Origin of the sequence: Xanthomonas prunicola (genome assembly GCF_002846205.1) — a bacterium.
GTDB lineage: Bacteria > Pseudomonadota > Gammaproteobacteria > Xanthomonadales > Xanthomonadaceae > Xanthomonas > Xanthomonas prunicola.
Genome location: NZ_PHKV01000007.1, coordinates 92,099 through 104,500 on the forward strand (window position 1 = coordinate 92,099; position 12,402 = coordinate 104,500).

Here is a 12,402-nt window from a genome sequence, read left to right on the forward strand (position 1 = left end):
GCTGCGTCTTCGCCATCGCGCGGGTCCGCCGCAGCCGCATGCTCACCATCGCGCCGCTGCCGGCTAGGGGTCCATCGCCACGATCAGATAAAGTAGCGCGATGACAATTGAACTGAACCCCGGCGGCTTGCTGATCGCCATCGAAGGCATCGACGGCGCCGGCAAGACCACCCTCGCGCGCCGCCTGGCCACCACGCTGGAAGCCGCTGGTGCACGCGTCGTGCTGAGCAAGGAGCCGACCAACGGCCCCTGGGGCACCAAACTGCGCCAGTCCGCCGCCACCGGCCGCCTGAGTGCGGACGAAGAAGCCGAGCTGCTGATCCGCGACCGCCACGAACACGTGGACACCCTGATCGCGCCCGCGCTGGGACGCGGCGACATCGTGATCCTGGACCGCTACTTCCCCTCGATGGTCGCCTACCAGGGTGCCGCAGGCCTGCCGCTGGACGATCTGTTGGAGCGCAACGCCTTCGCGCCGCGCCCGGACGTGCTGCTGCTGCTCGACCTGCCCCCGCCCACCGGCCTGGCCCGCATTCGTGCCCGCGGCGATGCGCCCAACCACTTCGAAACCCAGGACAACCTGGAACGCTGCCGCACGATTTTTGCCGGGTTGGAATTGCCAGGCAAACATGTGGTGGATGCCAGCGCCGACGCCGACAGCGTGTTGCGCCAAGCCCACGCCATCATCGTGGCCGCACTAGCCGACCGACTGAGCGGCAATGCAGCGCAGGCAGATAACGGCAAGGCCGCGCTGGAACTGCTATCGGCCGGCCGCCCTGCCTGATTGCTGCACGTCTGTCGCGCGACAGGACGTCGCGCCATGGGTGCGGCGCCTGCAGGCAACTTGGCCGCAAGCGTTCACCGCGCGCAGTCCAAGACCCTCACCTTCCGGGCAAGGAAGGCAACGCTGGCACGCCACAGGTGCGCATGCATTGGGGTGCCGGCGTCGCAAACGCGAATGGCATCCGAGATTAGGGCGCGGGTAAGGCAAGCCACCATGCTCGACGGTCGTGCTTCTTCACCGGACGCTGCGCGCACGAACGTCAGTTGGAAGCGATGGCGCTCGCCACAGGCCACCGTGGGTGGCGACCGGTCGAACGAGAACTCCACACGCAGCACAGCGTGCTTTCGAGCAACAGCACAGCCAATCACGATTGCCGCGGACGCGTGGATCGAAGATGGTGCCGGCACCCGGATTCGAACTGGGGACCTACCGCTTACAAGGCGGTTGCTCTACCAACTGAGCTATGCCGGCGAAGCCAGGCGCATCGCGCGCCGGTGCGCATTCTAGCGCAGCGCGGCGCAATCTAGCGAACGCTCGCGCGCGGCACCGGCAGCACGTTGCAACACGCTGGTGGCCGCGCTGCTGCGCAGATCGATCCACCAGCGCGATTGACCGCTGCCGCTGGGCACCAACTGCGCCGGGAACCCTGCGCCGACCAGGCTGGCCTGGCGCCGCTCAGCGCGCTCGCGGCTCTGGTACTGGCCTAGCGCCACGGTGTTGTCCTCGCCCTGTGCGATCACGTAGTAGTCGCCCATACCAGCCGCGGCAATGCGCTTGACCAGGGCCTGCGCGGCTGCGCGATCGCCCACGTTGGGCAACATCACCCGAAACGTGCTGACGCCAGCGTCCTTGTCCTCGCGCAGAGTGGCGCGACTGGCCTGCCCACGCACGCGCGCCAGCGCCGCATCGGCATCGGCGCGTGCCGCGAATGGCCCCAGGCTGGCGCAACGCTCCGCTGCAGGCACAGGCGGTGGCGACGCGGTCGGCGATGGTTTTGCAGCGGCGACGCGGTCGGCCGGCGTTGCAGCAGTTTTTGTGGTCGCCGCCGTCTCGGCTGCGGCACGCGGCGTTTCCGCTACGGCCGCGGTGGCCGATGTCGTCGATGCAGGCGTGGACGCCGCTGTACTGGCAACTGCCGCCGGGGTGGGCGTGGGTACCGATGCGGAGACAGGTGTCGATGCTGGTGTGGCCGATGCGGTCGACTCACTCTCCGCTGCCGACGCCGATCCCGTAGTCGCCGCTGCACCCGGCAGCGCAGCCCCGCCAACAGCCGTCGGGGTTGGCAGCAACTCCAGCCGCGCGACACCCGTCGGTTGCGCCGGCGCCGGCGGTGGTGCCGGCGGCGGCTGCACGGCCCACCACAATGCCACCCCGGCATTGAGGACGATCAAAACGACGATGAGGGCGCGGACATACATGCGCCGATTCTACGGGGACGCCGCCGCGGTCGCCCACGTCGCCAGGCCGTCCAGCACCAAGGCGGCGCGGAACGTGGCGCCGGGCAACAGCGGTAGCAGCGGCGGCGCGCCGCCGCCATGCACCAACAGCCGCACCGGCACGCCCAGGTTGCGTTGCGCGTGCTGCAAGCTGCGCTCAATCAGCGCCACCGCCGCGCCATCGCAGCCGGAGGTCAGCGCATCGTCGGTGTCGATGGCCAGCTCGACATAGTCACCGCCGCTGGCCGGCAGTTGCACAGCGCGCGCATGCAGCGCTTCGCGCATGGTGGTCGGCGAGGCGGCGATGCGGCCGCCGTGATGCAGGCCATCGGCGCCGAGCACGTCGATCGTCAATGCGGTGCCCACGCCGGCCACCAGCACCGGCGCGTCGCCCCGCGCACCCAGCAACGCCAGAAAACGGTCCACACCGAAACGGCTGGGGTCGGCATAAGCAATACGGATGCCGGCGCATTCGGCGGCGGTCCGCGCGATGCGCACCTGCGCAAAGCGCTCCTGCAGGCAAGCGATCATGCGCTGGGTCAGTGCCGGTGCGGCCACGCTGGCGACGTGCGCGATACGCCCGGACGGCAGCGCCGCTACTGCGGCCGCATCCATGGCTTCGGCGCCGTGCGCCCATGCCTGCACCTCGCCGGCACGGTTGCCGTGCAACGGCGCGTACTTGAACCGCGAATTTCCCAGGTCGAACAACCACTCGCTCATGCAGGTCTCACGCTCACTTCTCCGGAGTGGAACAGGCGCACCGTGTCGCCCAGTTGCACCCGCAGCGCGCCGTCGGCCGCCAGGCCGAGCGCGACGCCACGATGGCCGGTGCCGGCCTCTTCGACCTGCACCGCACGCCCGCTCAAGACATCCAGGTCTGCATAGCGCCCCAGGAACGGCGCCAGCCCCTGCGCCTCGAACAGGTCCAGTGCCGGCAGCAAAGCGGACAGCACCGCCGCGGTGACGCGGTCGCGCGACACCGGGCTGCCAGCCAGGGTATCCAGGTCGATCCACGGCTGCTCGATGCTGGCCGCTGCTGCCGCCGGCATGTGCACGTTCAAGCCCAGCCCGATCACCGCACGCGCGTTGCCGGCCATCTCGCCGCCACCTTCGATCAACAGGCCGCCCAGCTTGCGCTCGCGTGCCAGCAGATCGTTCGGCCATTTCAGACCGACATCGGCGAACCCGCAACCACGCAAGGCTTCGGCCACTGCCACCCCAACAGCCAGGCTAAGGCCGGCCAACTGGCCCAGCCCGCCACTGAAACGGCGCGACGCCGACAAATAAATGTGCGCGCCCAGCGGCGAGGTCCACTGGCGTCCGCGCCGGCCGCGGCCGCCGGTCTGGCGCTCGGCCAGCAGCACTGCCACGCCGTGTGCGGGCGCCGGCTGCGACAGCAAGGTGGTGTTTGTGGATTCCAGCGTCCAGGCCACATCCAGCGCCGCCAGGCCGGCCGCTGCATCGGGTGCCATGCCGGCGCGAATGCGCGCCGCGTCCAGCAGATCCAATGGCGTGGCCAGACGATAACCGTCGCCGGCCCGTCCTTCGATGTCGACACCGGCCGCGCGCAGATTCTGGATGCGCTTCCACACCGCCGCACGGGTCAAGCCGGCATCGCGTGCCAGCGCATCGCCGGACAGCCGGCCACCGGCGAGTTTGGCCAGCAACGCACGATCATCCACGGCTGCGGCGCACCATAAGACGTGAGCGGACGACGGCGCGGGCTGCGGCATAGCGAGAGAAGGCCTGCGTTGCGCACCCAGCGGTTCGCCAGGGCAACGCGCGTGCCGCAGTAGCGGCTTGCCACAGGAGGCATGCCGCTGGGTCGGTGGCCGGCGGCACACAGGGGGCATGCGGTGGCTGGCCATCACGCGCGTCGGAGCAATGCCTCGCGGCGCCCGCGCCGCAACGCTGGCCGCCGGCGCCTCTCATCTCAAAGTGCATCACGCGCCCGAAGTCCCCGAATCCATCGGCCAAAGTATGCGCCAAGCCCTCCCGGGCGCCCAGCGCGGCTTGCGTGAGGGAGTGAAAAGCGCGTTATGATCGGCGACTCACGCCGCTTGCCCTGGATGTGGACGATGCGCCGAATCACGGTTTGCCTGTTCATGCTGTTGGCTCCGCTTGCCGCCCTGGCATCGGACCAGCTGGTCGACGGCGATCATGACAGCTGCGTCAGCACCAACTCGGCCGCCCGCGGCAGAACGCCGGCTCCCGAGGCAGCACCGGCACGCACCAGCCCGCACAAAGCCACGCCGTCCACCGGCGGCGGCGGTGGCAGCGATGGGGATTCATTATTCCCGCGCATGCGCACCATGCCGCGTTGGCACAGTTTCCTGCCGGGCATGTTCCGCTGATCAAATGGTTGACGCGCTGGCTGCGCCGGCCGCCTCGCGAACTAGCTGATGCGCTGTGGCAGCCGCTGTGCAGCAGGTGCACGTGGGTCGCAGCGCTCGATCCGCCCCGACAGCAACGTCTGCGCGCATTGACCGCGCAATTCCTGCATCAAAAAACGATTTCGCCTGTCGATGGGCTGCAGCTGCAAGCGCACGATCGGCTCGTGCTGGCCGCGACCTGCTGCCTACCTCTGCTGGAAATCGGCGCCGCCGGTTGGCGCGGCTGGTCGCAATTGATCGTGTATCCGGATGCGTTTCGCGTGCAGCACACGCACATGGATGCGGCCGGAGTGATGCACGCATGGGACGACACCCTGATCGGCGAAGCCTGGGAGCAAGGTCCGCTGATCATCAGTTGGGCTGATGTGCAAGCCGATCTGGACGACCCGCGGGCGGGCTTCAACGTGATCGTGCACGAGATGGCGCACAAGCTCGATGCCCTGGATGGCGCGCTCGACGGCACACCGCCGTTACCACGCGATGCGCAGCGCACCTGGGCACGGGATTTCCAGTGCGCCTACGAACTTTTTTGCCAACGCGTCGATGCCGGCGAAGACACCGAGATCGACCCATATGCCGCCGAAGCACCCGAAGAATTCTTCGCTGTGGTCAGCGAATATCACGTCTGCGCACCGCAGGTGCTTGCGCGAGTGATGCCGCAGGTCGCTGCGCACTTGGAACGCTTTTACGGGCCCTCGCCGTTTACCGCTTCAGTGCAGCGTTGAGGGTGCTGCGTCACCAGACAGCGTCGTTGTCGCCGTTCGCAAACATCACCCGCAGCCGTCACTTGAACAACCGCACAGGCATTGAAGCAAACCCGCCGTCATATCCTGCACATGTTCTTGCGTGCGCCTGGCAGCTCTCCAACCTCAGACCAATCCAAGATCGCGTGGTTTGCCGCCGGGAAAAACCCGCTCCAGTTGCGCTGGCGACAGGCCCCACATGCGACTCAGCAGCCCGCCGAACAGGCTGCGGTAATTGTTGAGCACGGGGTAATCGCGGTTCTGCAGCAGCTGCGTCTGTTCGACCGCTACTTGTTCGCCAGCGATACGGCCGCCGTGCACGCCTCCGCCCAGCACCCAGTACGTGGTGCCGTGGCCGTGATCGGTGCCCTTGCTGCCGTTCTCGCGGAAGGTGCGGCCGAATTCGGAGATCACCACCACCACGGTGTCGTTCCACGCCGGCCCCAGCGCATCGGCATATGCGGCCAGCCCTTGACCGAGATTGCGCAGGTTGTTGGCCAGGCCACCTTCCACACTGCCCTGATTGGCATGCGTGTCCCAGCCACCGACATCGACAAATCCCAGGCGATAGCGCTCCCGCATCAAGGTTGCCATGCGCCGGGTTTCATCGGCAAAGGTGCGCGCACTGGCGGCGCCACGGCCGGCCTGCTCCATCTCTTCGCGCAGCTGCGCGGTGACCTGCTGGCGCAGCGCCAAGCCGTCGCGCGCAGCGGCGGCCAGCGGCGTGCTGTCGTACATCTGCGACAGGATCTGCGCCTGCCGCGCATCCAGCCCACCCTTGCCGATGCCCCGCAACGACACATTGGGTAAATCGCCGCCACCTTGAAACGTCAGCGGCAACGAATCGGTGAACGCGATCGCTGGCACCCCACTGAGCACGCCCGACAGGCGCGCCATGAACCCGGAGCGATAATCGCGGTGCTTGCCGGCTTGGCCGGATTCGATATCGTCCTGGGTTTCGAAATGACTACGCGACAGATCGTCGGTGCCGGCGAACGGCACGAAGGCCACCTGCTGGCGTTCCCACAGTGGCAGCAGCGCATCGCGCATCACCGGGTTGAGGCCCCACTGCGCATTCAGCGCTACAGCACTGTTTGGATTGGCCGGATCCGGCCGCGCAATCGCCAGGCTCGGCCGCGACTGGTAGTAAAAATCGCTGCCGTACGGCACCAGCAGATTATTGCTGTCGTAGCCGCCACGCAGAAACACCACCAGCATGCGCGCGCTATCGCGTGGCGCAGCGAACAGACGACCGGCCCACGGCATGCTTGCAGCGGCTGCAGAGGCAAGCAGAAATTGACGTCGTTGCATGGTGTACTCCCGCGGCGATGACCGCTTGGTATTCGTTAGATCGTTGTATCGGGTGTTTTGACTCTACGAGCGTTGAATCGCTGGCGTTGAATCATTGGCGTTGCATCGGCAGATCTGAATCGGTGCCATCGCGTCAGCGATAGTTGAAATCAGGCGACGACAGCAAAAATCCGTTCCATTCGGCAGGCGAGCGCGCCTGGTCGAGCGCCTGCTGCGTGGTGCCGGACAGCGAGGGCACCAGCCAGCGGTACGAGGGGCGCGTATCGATTTGCGTCACTGCCGGAATCGGCGTGTCGTTATCACCATCCAGACGAAACAGTTGCTTGGGTCCGCCACCGATCGAACGCGCGACTTCAAAGCGCCGCGCCAATTGTCCGGAACTGGTCCAGGCCTGCGACTGCAGCGACCAGCCATCGGGGGTGATGCGTCCAAACAACGGTTCACCCAGTTGCTGCACCCAACTGGCCATCGGCGCGGCATTGATCACCGGTTGATCCTCATATGCCACCCGCATCGCCGACACCACGAACCGGTTCGGGTCCTTGAACTTGCGCGGTTGCGCCTGCGCAAACTCCGGCGACGCGAGCATGGCCTGCATCACCTTGGCGATATCGCCATCGCTGCGCTGGAAGGTGTTGGCCATGCGCGTCACCAACGCAGCGGGGGGCGTGTCGCTGACGAAATACTCCGCCAGGCGTTGCGAAATGAAATGCGCGCAGGCCGGCTGCCGCACCAACAGCTGCACGGCGCGCTCGATCTCATCCAGACCACCTCCGGCGATGCGCTGGCCAAGCAGCATTTTGTCGCCGGGTTGATGTCGCGCTGGATTGAATTCGAACAAGCCGTTGCGCACGACCTGCGCCTGTCCTGGTGCTGCGGTCGGCAACGGCGGTGCGCCGTTGGCCTTGATCGGCACCAGGCCTGCGCCGGTGAGGATCAGCGCCAGCTGCTGCACATCCTGCTGGCTGTAGCCGCCATGCACACCCAGCGTGTGCAGTTCCATCAACTCGCGTGCGTAGTTCTCGTTGACCTTGCCCTTGGCGTTCTTGGCGTTGTCCAGGTATTCCAGCATCGCCGGGCTTTGCAGCGTGGCCATCACCAAATCGGCAAATTTGCCGGTGGCATTCGGGCGAATCGCATTTTCCATGTAGTCGGCGGCCATCCACTTCACCCGCGCCTTGTCGGCATACACGCTGAAATGATTGAGCCAGAACCACACCAGTTGCTCGCGCAGCTGATCCGGCGCGTACACCGCGCGCAGCAATTGCGCCTGGCGCGCCTGCACCAACATCTGCCCGCCGCGCGCCTGCCAGTCCTTCTTTAAGGCAACCTTCTCATCGCCATCGGGCATGGCCTGCAAGCGGACCTTGTCGGCCTCGTATTGGGTTAGCAAATCCACCAGCGGGGTATGCAGCCCATCGAAGCGCTGCAGCTGCGCGCGCACCGGCGCGGGCAACGCCGCGTCATCGCTGGGCTGCAATAGCAGGGCACCGAAACGCTTGGGGCCTAGCCGTGTCAGTTGCGTGGCGCTGTTGGCATCCACGCCGTAAGTGGCGCGTTGCAGCCAACGCGTCTGCGATGGTGTGAGAGGAGCGTCGGCAGCCGTGCAGTTAAGCGCGCACACGCTACCGATCAACAGCGACAGCGCGCGCCATCCACGCCATTGCCGCGCGCGTGCCACACGCGTTTCCATGCGCCCTGCCTGGCTAACTTGCTCGAACATGCGGCCCTCCATCGCAACGGCTTACCGGCTCAGTATGGGTACGCCAACGCATGAGGGGTTAAACGGTTGTCGGAAGGTCTGCCGGCATTGACCACGTGTTCATCGGGCCATTTGCGACGGTCACAAGCCCGGCGGCAGGGTCACATCGAAGCGGGCGCCGCCCAGTTCCTGCGAGCGCACCACCTGCAGCTCGCCGCGGTAGGCCTTGATCAGATCCTGCACGATCGACATGCCGATGCCGTGCCCTTGCACGCGCTCATCCCCACGTACACCGCGTTGCAGGATCTTGGCCACGTCTTCCGGCGCGATGCCGGGACCATCGTCTTCCACCGACAGGATCAGTCCGGCGCGACGGCTACCGGTCGTGGGGCCTGGTTGTGCGGTCAGCAGCACCCGGCTGCGCGCCCACTTGAAGCCGTTTTCCAGCAGATTGCCGAGCAGTTCCTGCAAATCGCCCGGCTCGCCGTGAAAGCGCGCTTCGGGCGAAATATCGAATTCGCACAACACGCCCTTGACCGAATACACCTTCTCCAGACCACGCACAATTTCTTCGGCGGTCGGCTCGATCGGCAAAGGCGCGGCGAATAACTTGTGTCCGCTGGAAGCCGCGCGGGCCAGCTGGTAAGACACCAGATCGTTCATACGGCGCAGTTGCACATCCATTTCTTCGTGCAGGTCGCGCTCGGATGCGCCGCTATCCAATTGGGTGCGCAATACGGCGATGGGTGTCTTGAGGCTATGCGCCAGATCGGCCAGCGTGTTGCGCTGGCGCTCCAGGTTATCGCGCTCGCTCTCGATGAAGGCATTGATGCTGTCGGTCAGCGGCTCCAGCTCGCGCGGATGCTGCTCGCTCATGCGCTGGATCTCGCCGCGCTGCACCTTGGTCAACTCGTTGATGACCCGCCGCAGCGGACGCAGGCTCCATTGCAGAATAAAGGCCTGCAACACCAGCAACACCACACCGGCGCTACCGAGGTAGAACCACACCGCACCACGGAACACGCGCAGCTGCGCGCCCATCGAGCGCGCGTCTTCCATCACATAGATGGTGTACGGAATCTCGCCGCCGTGTTCGCGTTCGACATAACTCACGCCCAGGCCGTAGCGATACAGCTGCCCAAGGCTGCCATCGATCTGGGTCATTTCCAGCGGGCCGATGAACTCTTCCTGGCGCGGCTCCAGCATGCGGCCGTGCGGAATATTCGGGCCTTCGGCAGACATCGAGGTCCAGCTTTCGTCCGGACGCACGACTTCGACATAGAGCCCGCCGCCAGGCACATCGAAGCGAGGGTCGGGCGGTTGCCCGCCGATGTACAGCGACCCATCGCGCACGAAATCGATATTGGCCGCGTACGCCGAGGCATAGTTCTTCAGCCGCTCGCGCAGATTCTTTTCGGCGGTGTCGGCAAACGCCACATCCAGTGCGTAACCGGCCAGCGCCAGGAAGGCCACCAGACTGAGGCTGGCGGCCAGCAGCTGGCGGGCCTGCAATGAGCGCGGCCGCCAGCGTCTATACCACTTGGAGCGGCCCTGCACTTGGTCTTCCTGCTCGCTGACGCGCGGACTCAGCCTTCGGTACGCGGAATGGCGAACCGGTAACCGCGGCCACGAACGGTTTCGATCGGCTTGAGCTCACCATCCGGATCGAGCTTCTTGCGCAGGCGACCGATGAACACTTCCAGGACATTCGAATCGCGGTCGAAATCCTGCTGATAGATGTGCTCGGTGAGGTCGGCCTTGGAGACCAATTCACCGGCATGCATCATCAGGTACTCAAGCACCTTGTACTCATAGCTGGTCAGGTCGACGTTGGCGCCATTGACGCTCACCGTCTGTGCTGCCAGGTCCAGGGCGACCGGACCGCATTCCAGCGTGGGCTTGCTCCAGCCAGCCGCACGGCGCAGCAGTGCGTTGACGCGCGCCAGCAACTCTTCGACGTGGAACGGCTTGACCAGATAGTCGTCGGCACCCTGCTTGAGGCCTTCCACCTTGTCCTGCCAGCTCGAACGCGCGGTCAGGATCAGCACCGGGAATTTTTTGCCTTCATCGCGCAGGGCCTTGATCAGCTCCATGCCCGACATTTTGGGCAAGCCAAGATCAATGATGCCGACATCGAACGGAACTTCACGGCCCATGTAGAGGCCTTCTTCACCGTCCTGTGCAGCGTCAACCGCAAAACCTTCGCGCTTCAGACGCGCCGCAAGGGTTTCGCGCAGCGGAGCTTCGTCTTCGACCAAAAGGATACGCATGCACTCTCCCTAGTTACGTTGTCGGCCAATGGCCGGGGAATTTATAAGACTGAACGTAGGACTATCTACGTTCAGTGGTTATCGTCGCGTGGTGGCGCGTCCGGCGGCGGCAAGTTACGCGGCGGCGCGGCCTGCGTCTGCTCAGGCTCATACACGGTGTGTACGCGCCCGTCTTTCATGTACTTGACCCGGTTGAGATTTCCGCCATCGAACGGCACGCGCTCGGCACCGAGGATCTGTCCACCGGTGGACCGTTGTACGTGTCGGATGGTGTCCGACAGCGTGCGGCTATTGCCACGTGCCGAGGGCGGCAACGCCTCGCGCCCGCTCTGCACCATCGGGTAGCCCTGGCCCCAGGCCGACGGCGCGGCCATGGCAACCCAAAGGGCAACCAGAGCGATTTGGCGAGCGCGGCAGAGCAATCGGGTCACAAACGAATCCTAGCGGGTTGTTCAGGAACATTCAAAATTCGTGAAATCGACCACGCGTTGCTAATGGTCGAGCGTCGGAATCGAGCCAAATTCTTGATTTTTCGGGGTGAATCCGATCTGAACTTTTTAGCTTCGAGTTAACGACGTTCAGTGAAATGAATATTGTTGATGCTCAGAGCGACGATGGGCCCGGGTTGTGACGGACGCGCCCCCTGCGAAGAACCCATTAAAACCGGCGATATCCCAGCAGCCCGTTCAGGAATGCAAGCGGTGGGCCAAAACTAGGCGACCACCCGCCAGGACCGCGTATCGGTCCGCTGCAGAGCCTGCTCGACCAACTCCCAACCAGCGCCTGGACGGTGTGCGCCTTCGCTCAACACCTGCCGGAATGCGCGCCCGCCGGGCTGCCCATGGAACAGGCCCAGCACGTGCCGCGTCATGTGCTTCAGGGCCAGACCTTGCGCCAGCTGCGATTCCACATATGGCCGAAACGCGCGCAGCAAGGACTCGCGCGGTTGCTCGGGCTGCTGGTTCAAGGCGGCATTCAGACAATGCAGGACGTACGGGTCATGGTAGGCAGCACGGCCAAGCATGACGCCGTCAGCGTGCTGCAGATGCGCCACTGCGGGGTCCACGGCCGTAATGCCACCGTTGAGCACCACTGGCAGGCCGGGCCGCTCCTGCTTGAGCCGGTAGGCCCAGTCGTAACGCAGCGGCGGCACTTCGCGGTTTTCCTTCGGCGACAGGCCCTTGAGCCAGGCATTGCGGGCATGCACCACCACCATCGCTGCGCCGGCCGCGACCACATGGTCGACAAAGCGGGCGAACACTGCGTAATCGTCATCGTCGTCCACGCCGAGGCGGCATTTGACCGTGATCGGCAAATGGGTGGCCGCGCACATGGCCGCGACGCATTCGGCCACCAGTGCGGGCTCGCGCATCAAGCAGGCGCCGAACCGGCCGGCCTGCACGCGGTCTGACGGGCACCCGCAATTGAGATTGATCTCATCAAAGCCCCACTCCTGCGCGATTGCCGCCGCCTGCGCGAGTAAGGCCGGATCACTGCCGCCCAGCTGCAGCGCCAGCGGATGTTCGACGGCATCGAAGCCAATCAAGCGCGCGCGATCGCCGTGGATCACCGCATTGGCGTGCACCATTTCGGTATAGAGGCGTGCAGACGGGGCCAACAGGCGATGGAAGACCCGGCAATGGCGGTCGGTCCAGTCCATCATCGGGGCGACGGACAGGCGCAAGGAGGCGGCGTAGCGATCGGCGGAAGCGGTCATCGACTAAAGCGGCCGCAATGAGCAGCCATTAGAATGCGAAGCAGGA

The 12,402-nt window shown here is 65.4% G+C and carries 12 protein-coding genes and 1 tRNA gene; 3 read left to right on the plus strand and 10 right to left on the minus strand.

What is annotated here, in order from left to right; genetic code table 11:
* Positions 1-100 precede the first annotated feature (100 nt).
* Positions 101-784: a dTMP kinase gene (gene tmk / locus XpruCFBP8353_RS18040; protein ID WP_101364441.1), complete on the plus strand. Its 684-nt coding sequence runs from the start codon at positions 101-103 to the stop codon at positions 782-784.
* Between the two features lie 395 nt (positions 785-1,179).
* Here tmk and XpruCFBP8353_RS18045 read toward each other — a convergent pair.
* The 4 genes from XpruCFBP8353_RS18045 to birA all read right to left on the minus strand — a co-directional run bounded on the left by XpruCFBP8353_RS18045 (position 1,180) and on the right by birA (position 3,953).
* Positions 1,180-1,255: transfer RNA gene (locus XpruCFBP8353_RS18045), tRNA-Thr, on the minus strand.
* Positions 1,256-1,287: 32 nt separating this feature from the next.
* Entirely contained in the window at positions 1,288-2,202 is a 915-nt protein-coding gene (locus XpruCFBP8353_RS18050) for an SPOR domain-containing protein (RefSeq protein ID WP_101364442.1), read from the minus strand.
* 9 nt (positions 2,203-2,211) lie between these two features.
* Positions 2,212-2,940, minus strand: a complete 729-nt coding sequence (locus tag XpruCFBP8353_RS18055; protein WP_101364443.1) for a type III pantothenate kinase — start codon at positions 2,938-2,940, stop codon at positions 2,212-2,214.
* Positions 2,937-3,953 carry a bifunctional biotin--[acetyl-CoA-carboxylase] ligase/biotin operon repressor BirA gene (gene birA, locus XpruCFBP8353_RS18060; RefSeq protein ID WP_207759671.1) on the minus strand — a complete coding sequence of 339 codons (1,017 nt, stop codon included), beginning with the start codon at positions 3,951-3,953 and terminating at the stop codon, positions 2,937-2,939. The genes XpruCFBP8353_RS18055 and birA overlap by 4 nt, the downstream gene beginning before the upstream one ends.
* A 306-nt stretch (positions 3,954-4,259) precedes the next feature.
* On the opposite strand from birA, the gene XpruCFBP8353_RS18070 reads away from it, so the two are divergent.
* The gene (locus XpruCFBP8353_RS18070; protein WP_101364445.1) at positions 4,260-4,574 is read left to right on the plus strand and encodes a hypothetical protein; all 315 of its coding nucleotides are present in this window, start codon (positions 4,260-4,262) and stop codon (positions 4,572-4,574) included.
* Between the two features lie 8 nt (positions 4,575-4,582).
* A complete protein-coding gene (locus tag XpruCFBP8353_RS18075) occupies positions 4,583-5,338 on the plus strand; it encodes a M90 family metallopeptidase (RefSeq protein WP_101364492.1) in 756 nt (251 codons plus the stop codon).
* A 144-nt stretch (positions 5,339-5,482) separates the two neighbouring features.
* Here XpruCFBP8353_RS18075 and XpruCFBP8353_RS18080 read toward each other — a convergent pair whose 3' ends face one another.
* From XpruCFBP8353_RS18080 to dusA, 6 genes are all read right to left on the minus strand, one after another.
* The gene (locus XpruCFBP8353_RS18080; protein ID WP_101364446.1) at positions 5,483-6,667 is read right to left on the minus strand and encodes a DUF1501 domain-containing protein; all 1,185 of its coding nucleotides are present in this window, start codon (positions 6,665-6,667) and stop codon (positions 5,483-5,485) included.
* Between the two features lie 133 nt (positions 6,668-6,800).
* Positions 6,801-8,390, minus strand: coding sequence for a DUF1800 domain-containing protein (locus XpruCFBP8353_RS18085; RefSeq protein ID WP_101364493.1), 1,590 nt, complete (start codon positions 8,388-8,390; stop codon positions 6,801-6,803).
* A 120-nt stretch (positions 8,391-8,510) separates the two neighbouring features.
* Positions 8,511-9,881, minus strand: coding sequence for an ATP-binding protein (locus XpruCFBP8353_RS18090; protein WP_017115381.1), 1,371 nt, complete (start codon positions 9,879-9,881; stop codon positions 8,511-8,513).
* Positions 9,882-9,955: 74 nt separating this feature from the next.
* Positions 9,956-10,639 (minus strand): response regulator transcription factor, encoded by a 684-nt coding sequence (locus tag XpruCFBP8353_RS18095; RefSeq protein WP_002808458.1) that lies wholly within the window; start codon positions 10,637-10,639, stop codon positions 9,956-9,958.
* Between the two features lie 71 nt (positions 10,640-10,710).
* A complete protein-coding gene (locus tag XpruCFBP8353_RS18100; protein ID WP_010379215.1) occupies positions 10,711-11,013 on the minus strand; it encodes a hypothetical protein in 303 nt (100 codons plus the stop codon).
* 338 nt (positions 11,014-11,351) lie between these two features.
* The gene (dusA, locus tag XpruCFBP8353_RS18105; RefSeq protein WP_101364448.1) at positions 11,352-12,356 is read right to left on the minus strand and encodes a tRNA dihydrouridine(20/20a) synthase DusA; all 1,005 of its coding nucleotides are present in this window, start codon (positions 12,354-12,356) and stop codon (positions 11,352-11,354) included.
* Positions 12,357-12,402: the final 46 nt, after the last annotated feature.

Bases quoted from the DNA above. Each gene is read 5' to 3' on its own strand.
- XpruCFBP8353_RS18100 (WP_010379215.1), bottom strand. From the start codon at position 11,013: ATGGCCGCGCCGTCGGCCTGGGGCCAGGGCTACCCGATGGTGCAGAGC.
- XpruCFBP8353_RS18055 (WP_101364443.1), bottom strand. From the start codon at position 2,940: ATGAGCGAGTGGTTGTTCGACCTGGGAAATTCGCGGTTCAAGTACGCG.
- XpruCFBP8353_RS18070 (WP_101364445.1), top strand. From the start codon at position 4,260: ATGATCGGCGACTCACGCCGCTTGCCCTGGATGTGGACGATGCGCCGA.
- XpruCFBP8353_RS18050 (WP_101364442.1), bottom strand. From the start codon at position 2,202: ATGTATGTCCGCGCCCTCATCGTCGTTTTGATCGTCCTCAATGCCGGG.
- birA (WP_207759671.1), bottom strand. From the start codon at position 3,953: ATGCCGCAGCCCGCGCCGTCGTCCGCTCACGTCTTATGGTGCGCCGCA.
- XpruCFBP8353_RS18095 (WP_002808458.1), bottom strand. From the start codon at position 10,639: ATGCGTATCCTTTTGGTCGAAGACGAAGCTCCGCTGCGCGAAACCCTT.
- XpruCFBP8353_RS18080 (WP_101364446.1), bottom strand. From the start codon at position 6,667: ATGCAACGACGTCAATTTCTGCTTGCCTCTGCAGCCGCTGCAAGCATG.
- tmk (WP_101364441.1), top strand. From the start codon at position 101: ATGACAATTGAACTGAACCCCGGCGGCTTGCTGATCGCCATCGAAGGC.
- XpruCFBP8353_RS18085 (WP_101364493.1), bottom strand. From the start codon at position 8,390: ATGTTCGAGCAAGTTAGCCAGGCAGGGCGCATGGAAACGCGTGTGGCA.
- dusA (WP_101364448.1), bottom strand. From the start codon at position 12,356: ATGACCGCTTCCGCCGATCGCTACGCCGCCTCCTTGCGCCTGTCCGTC.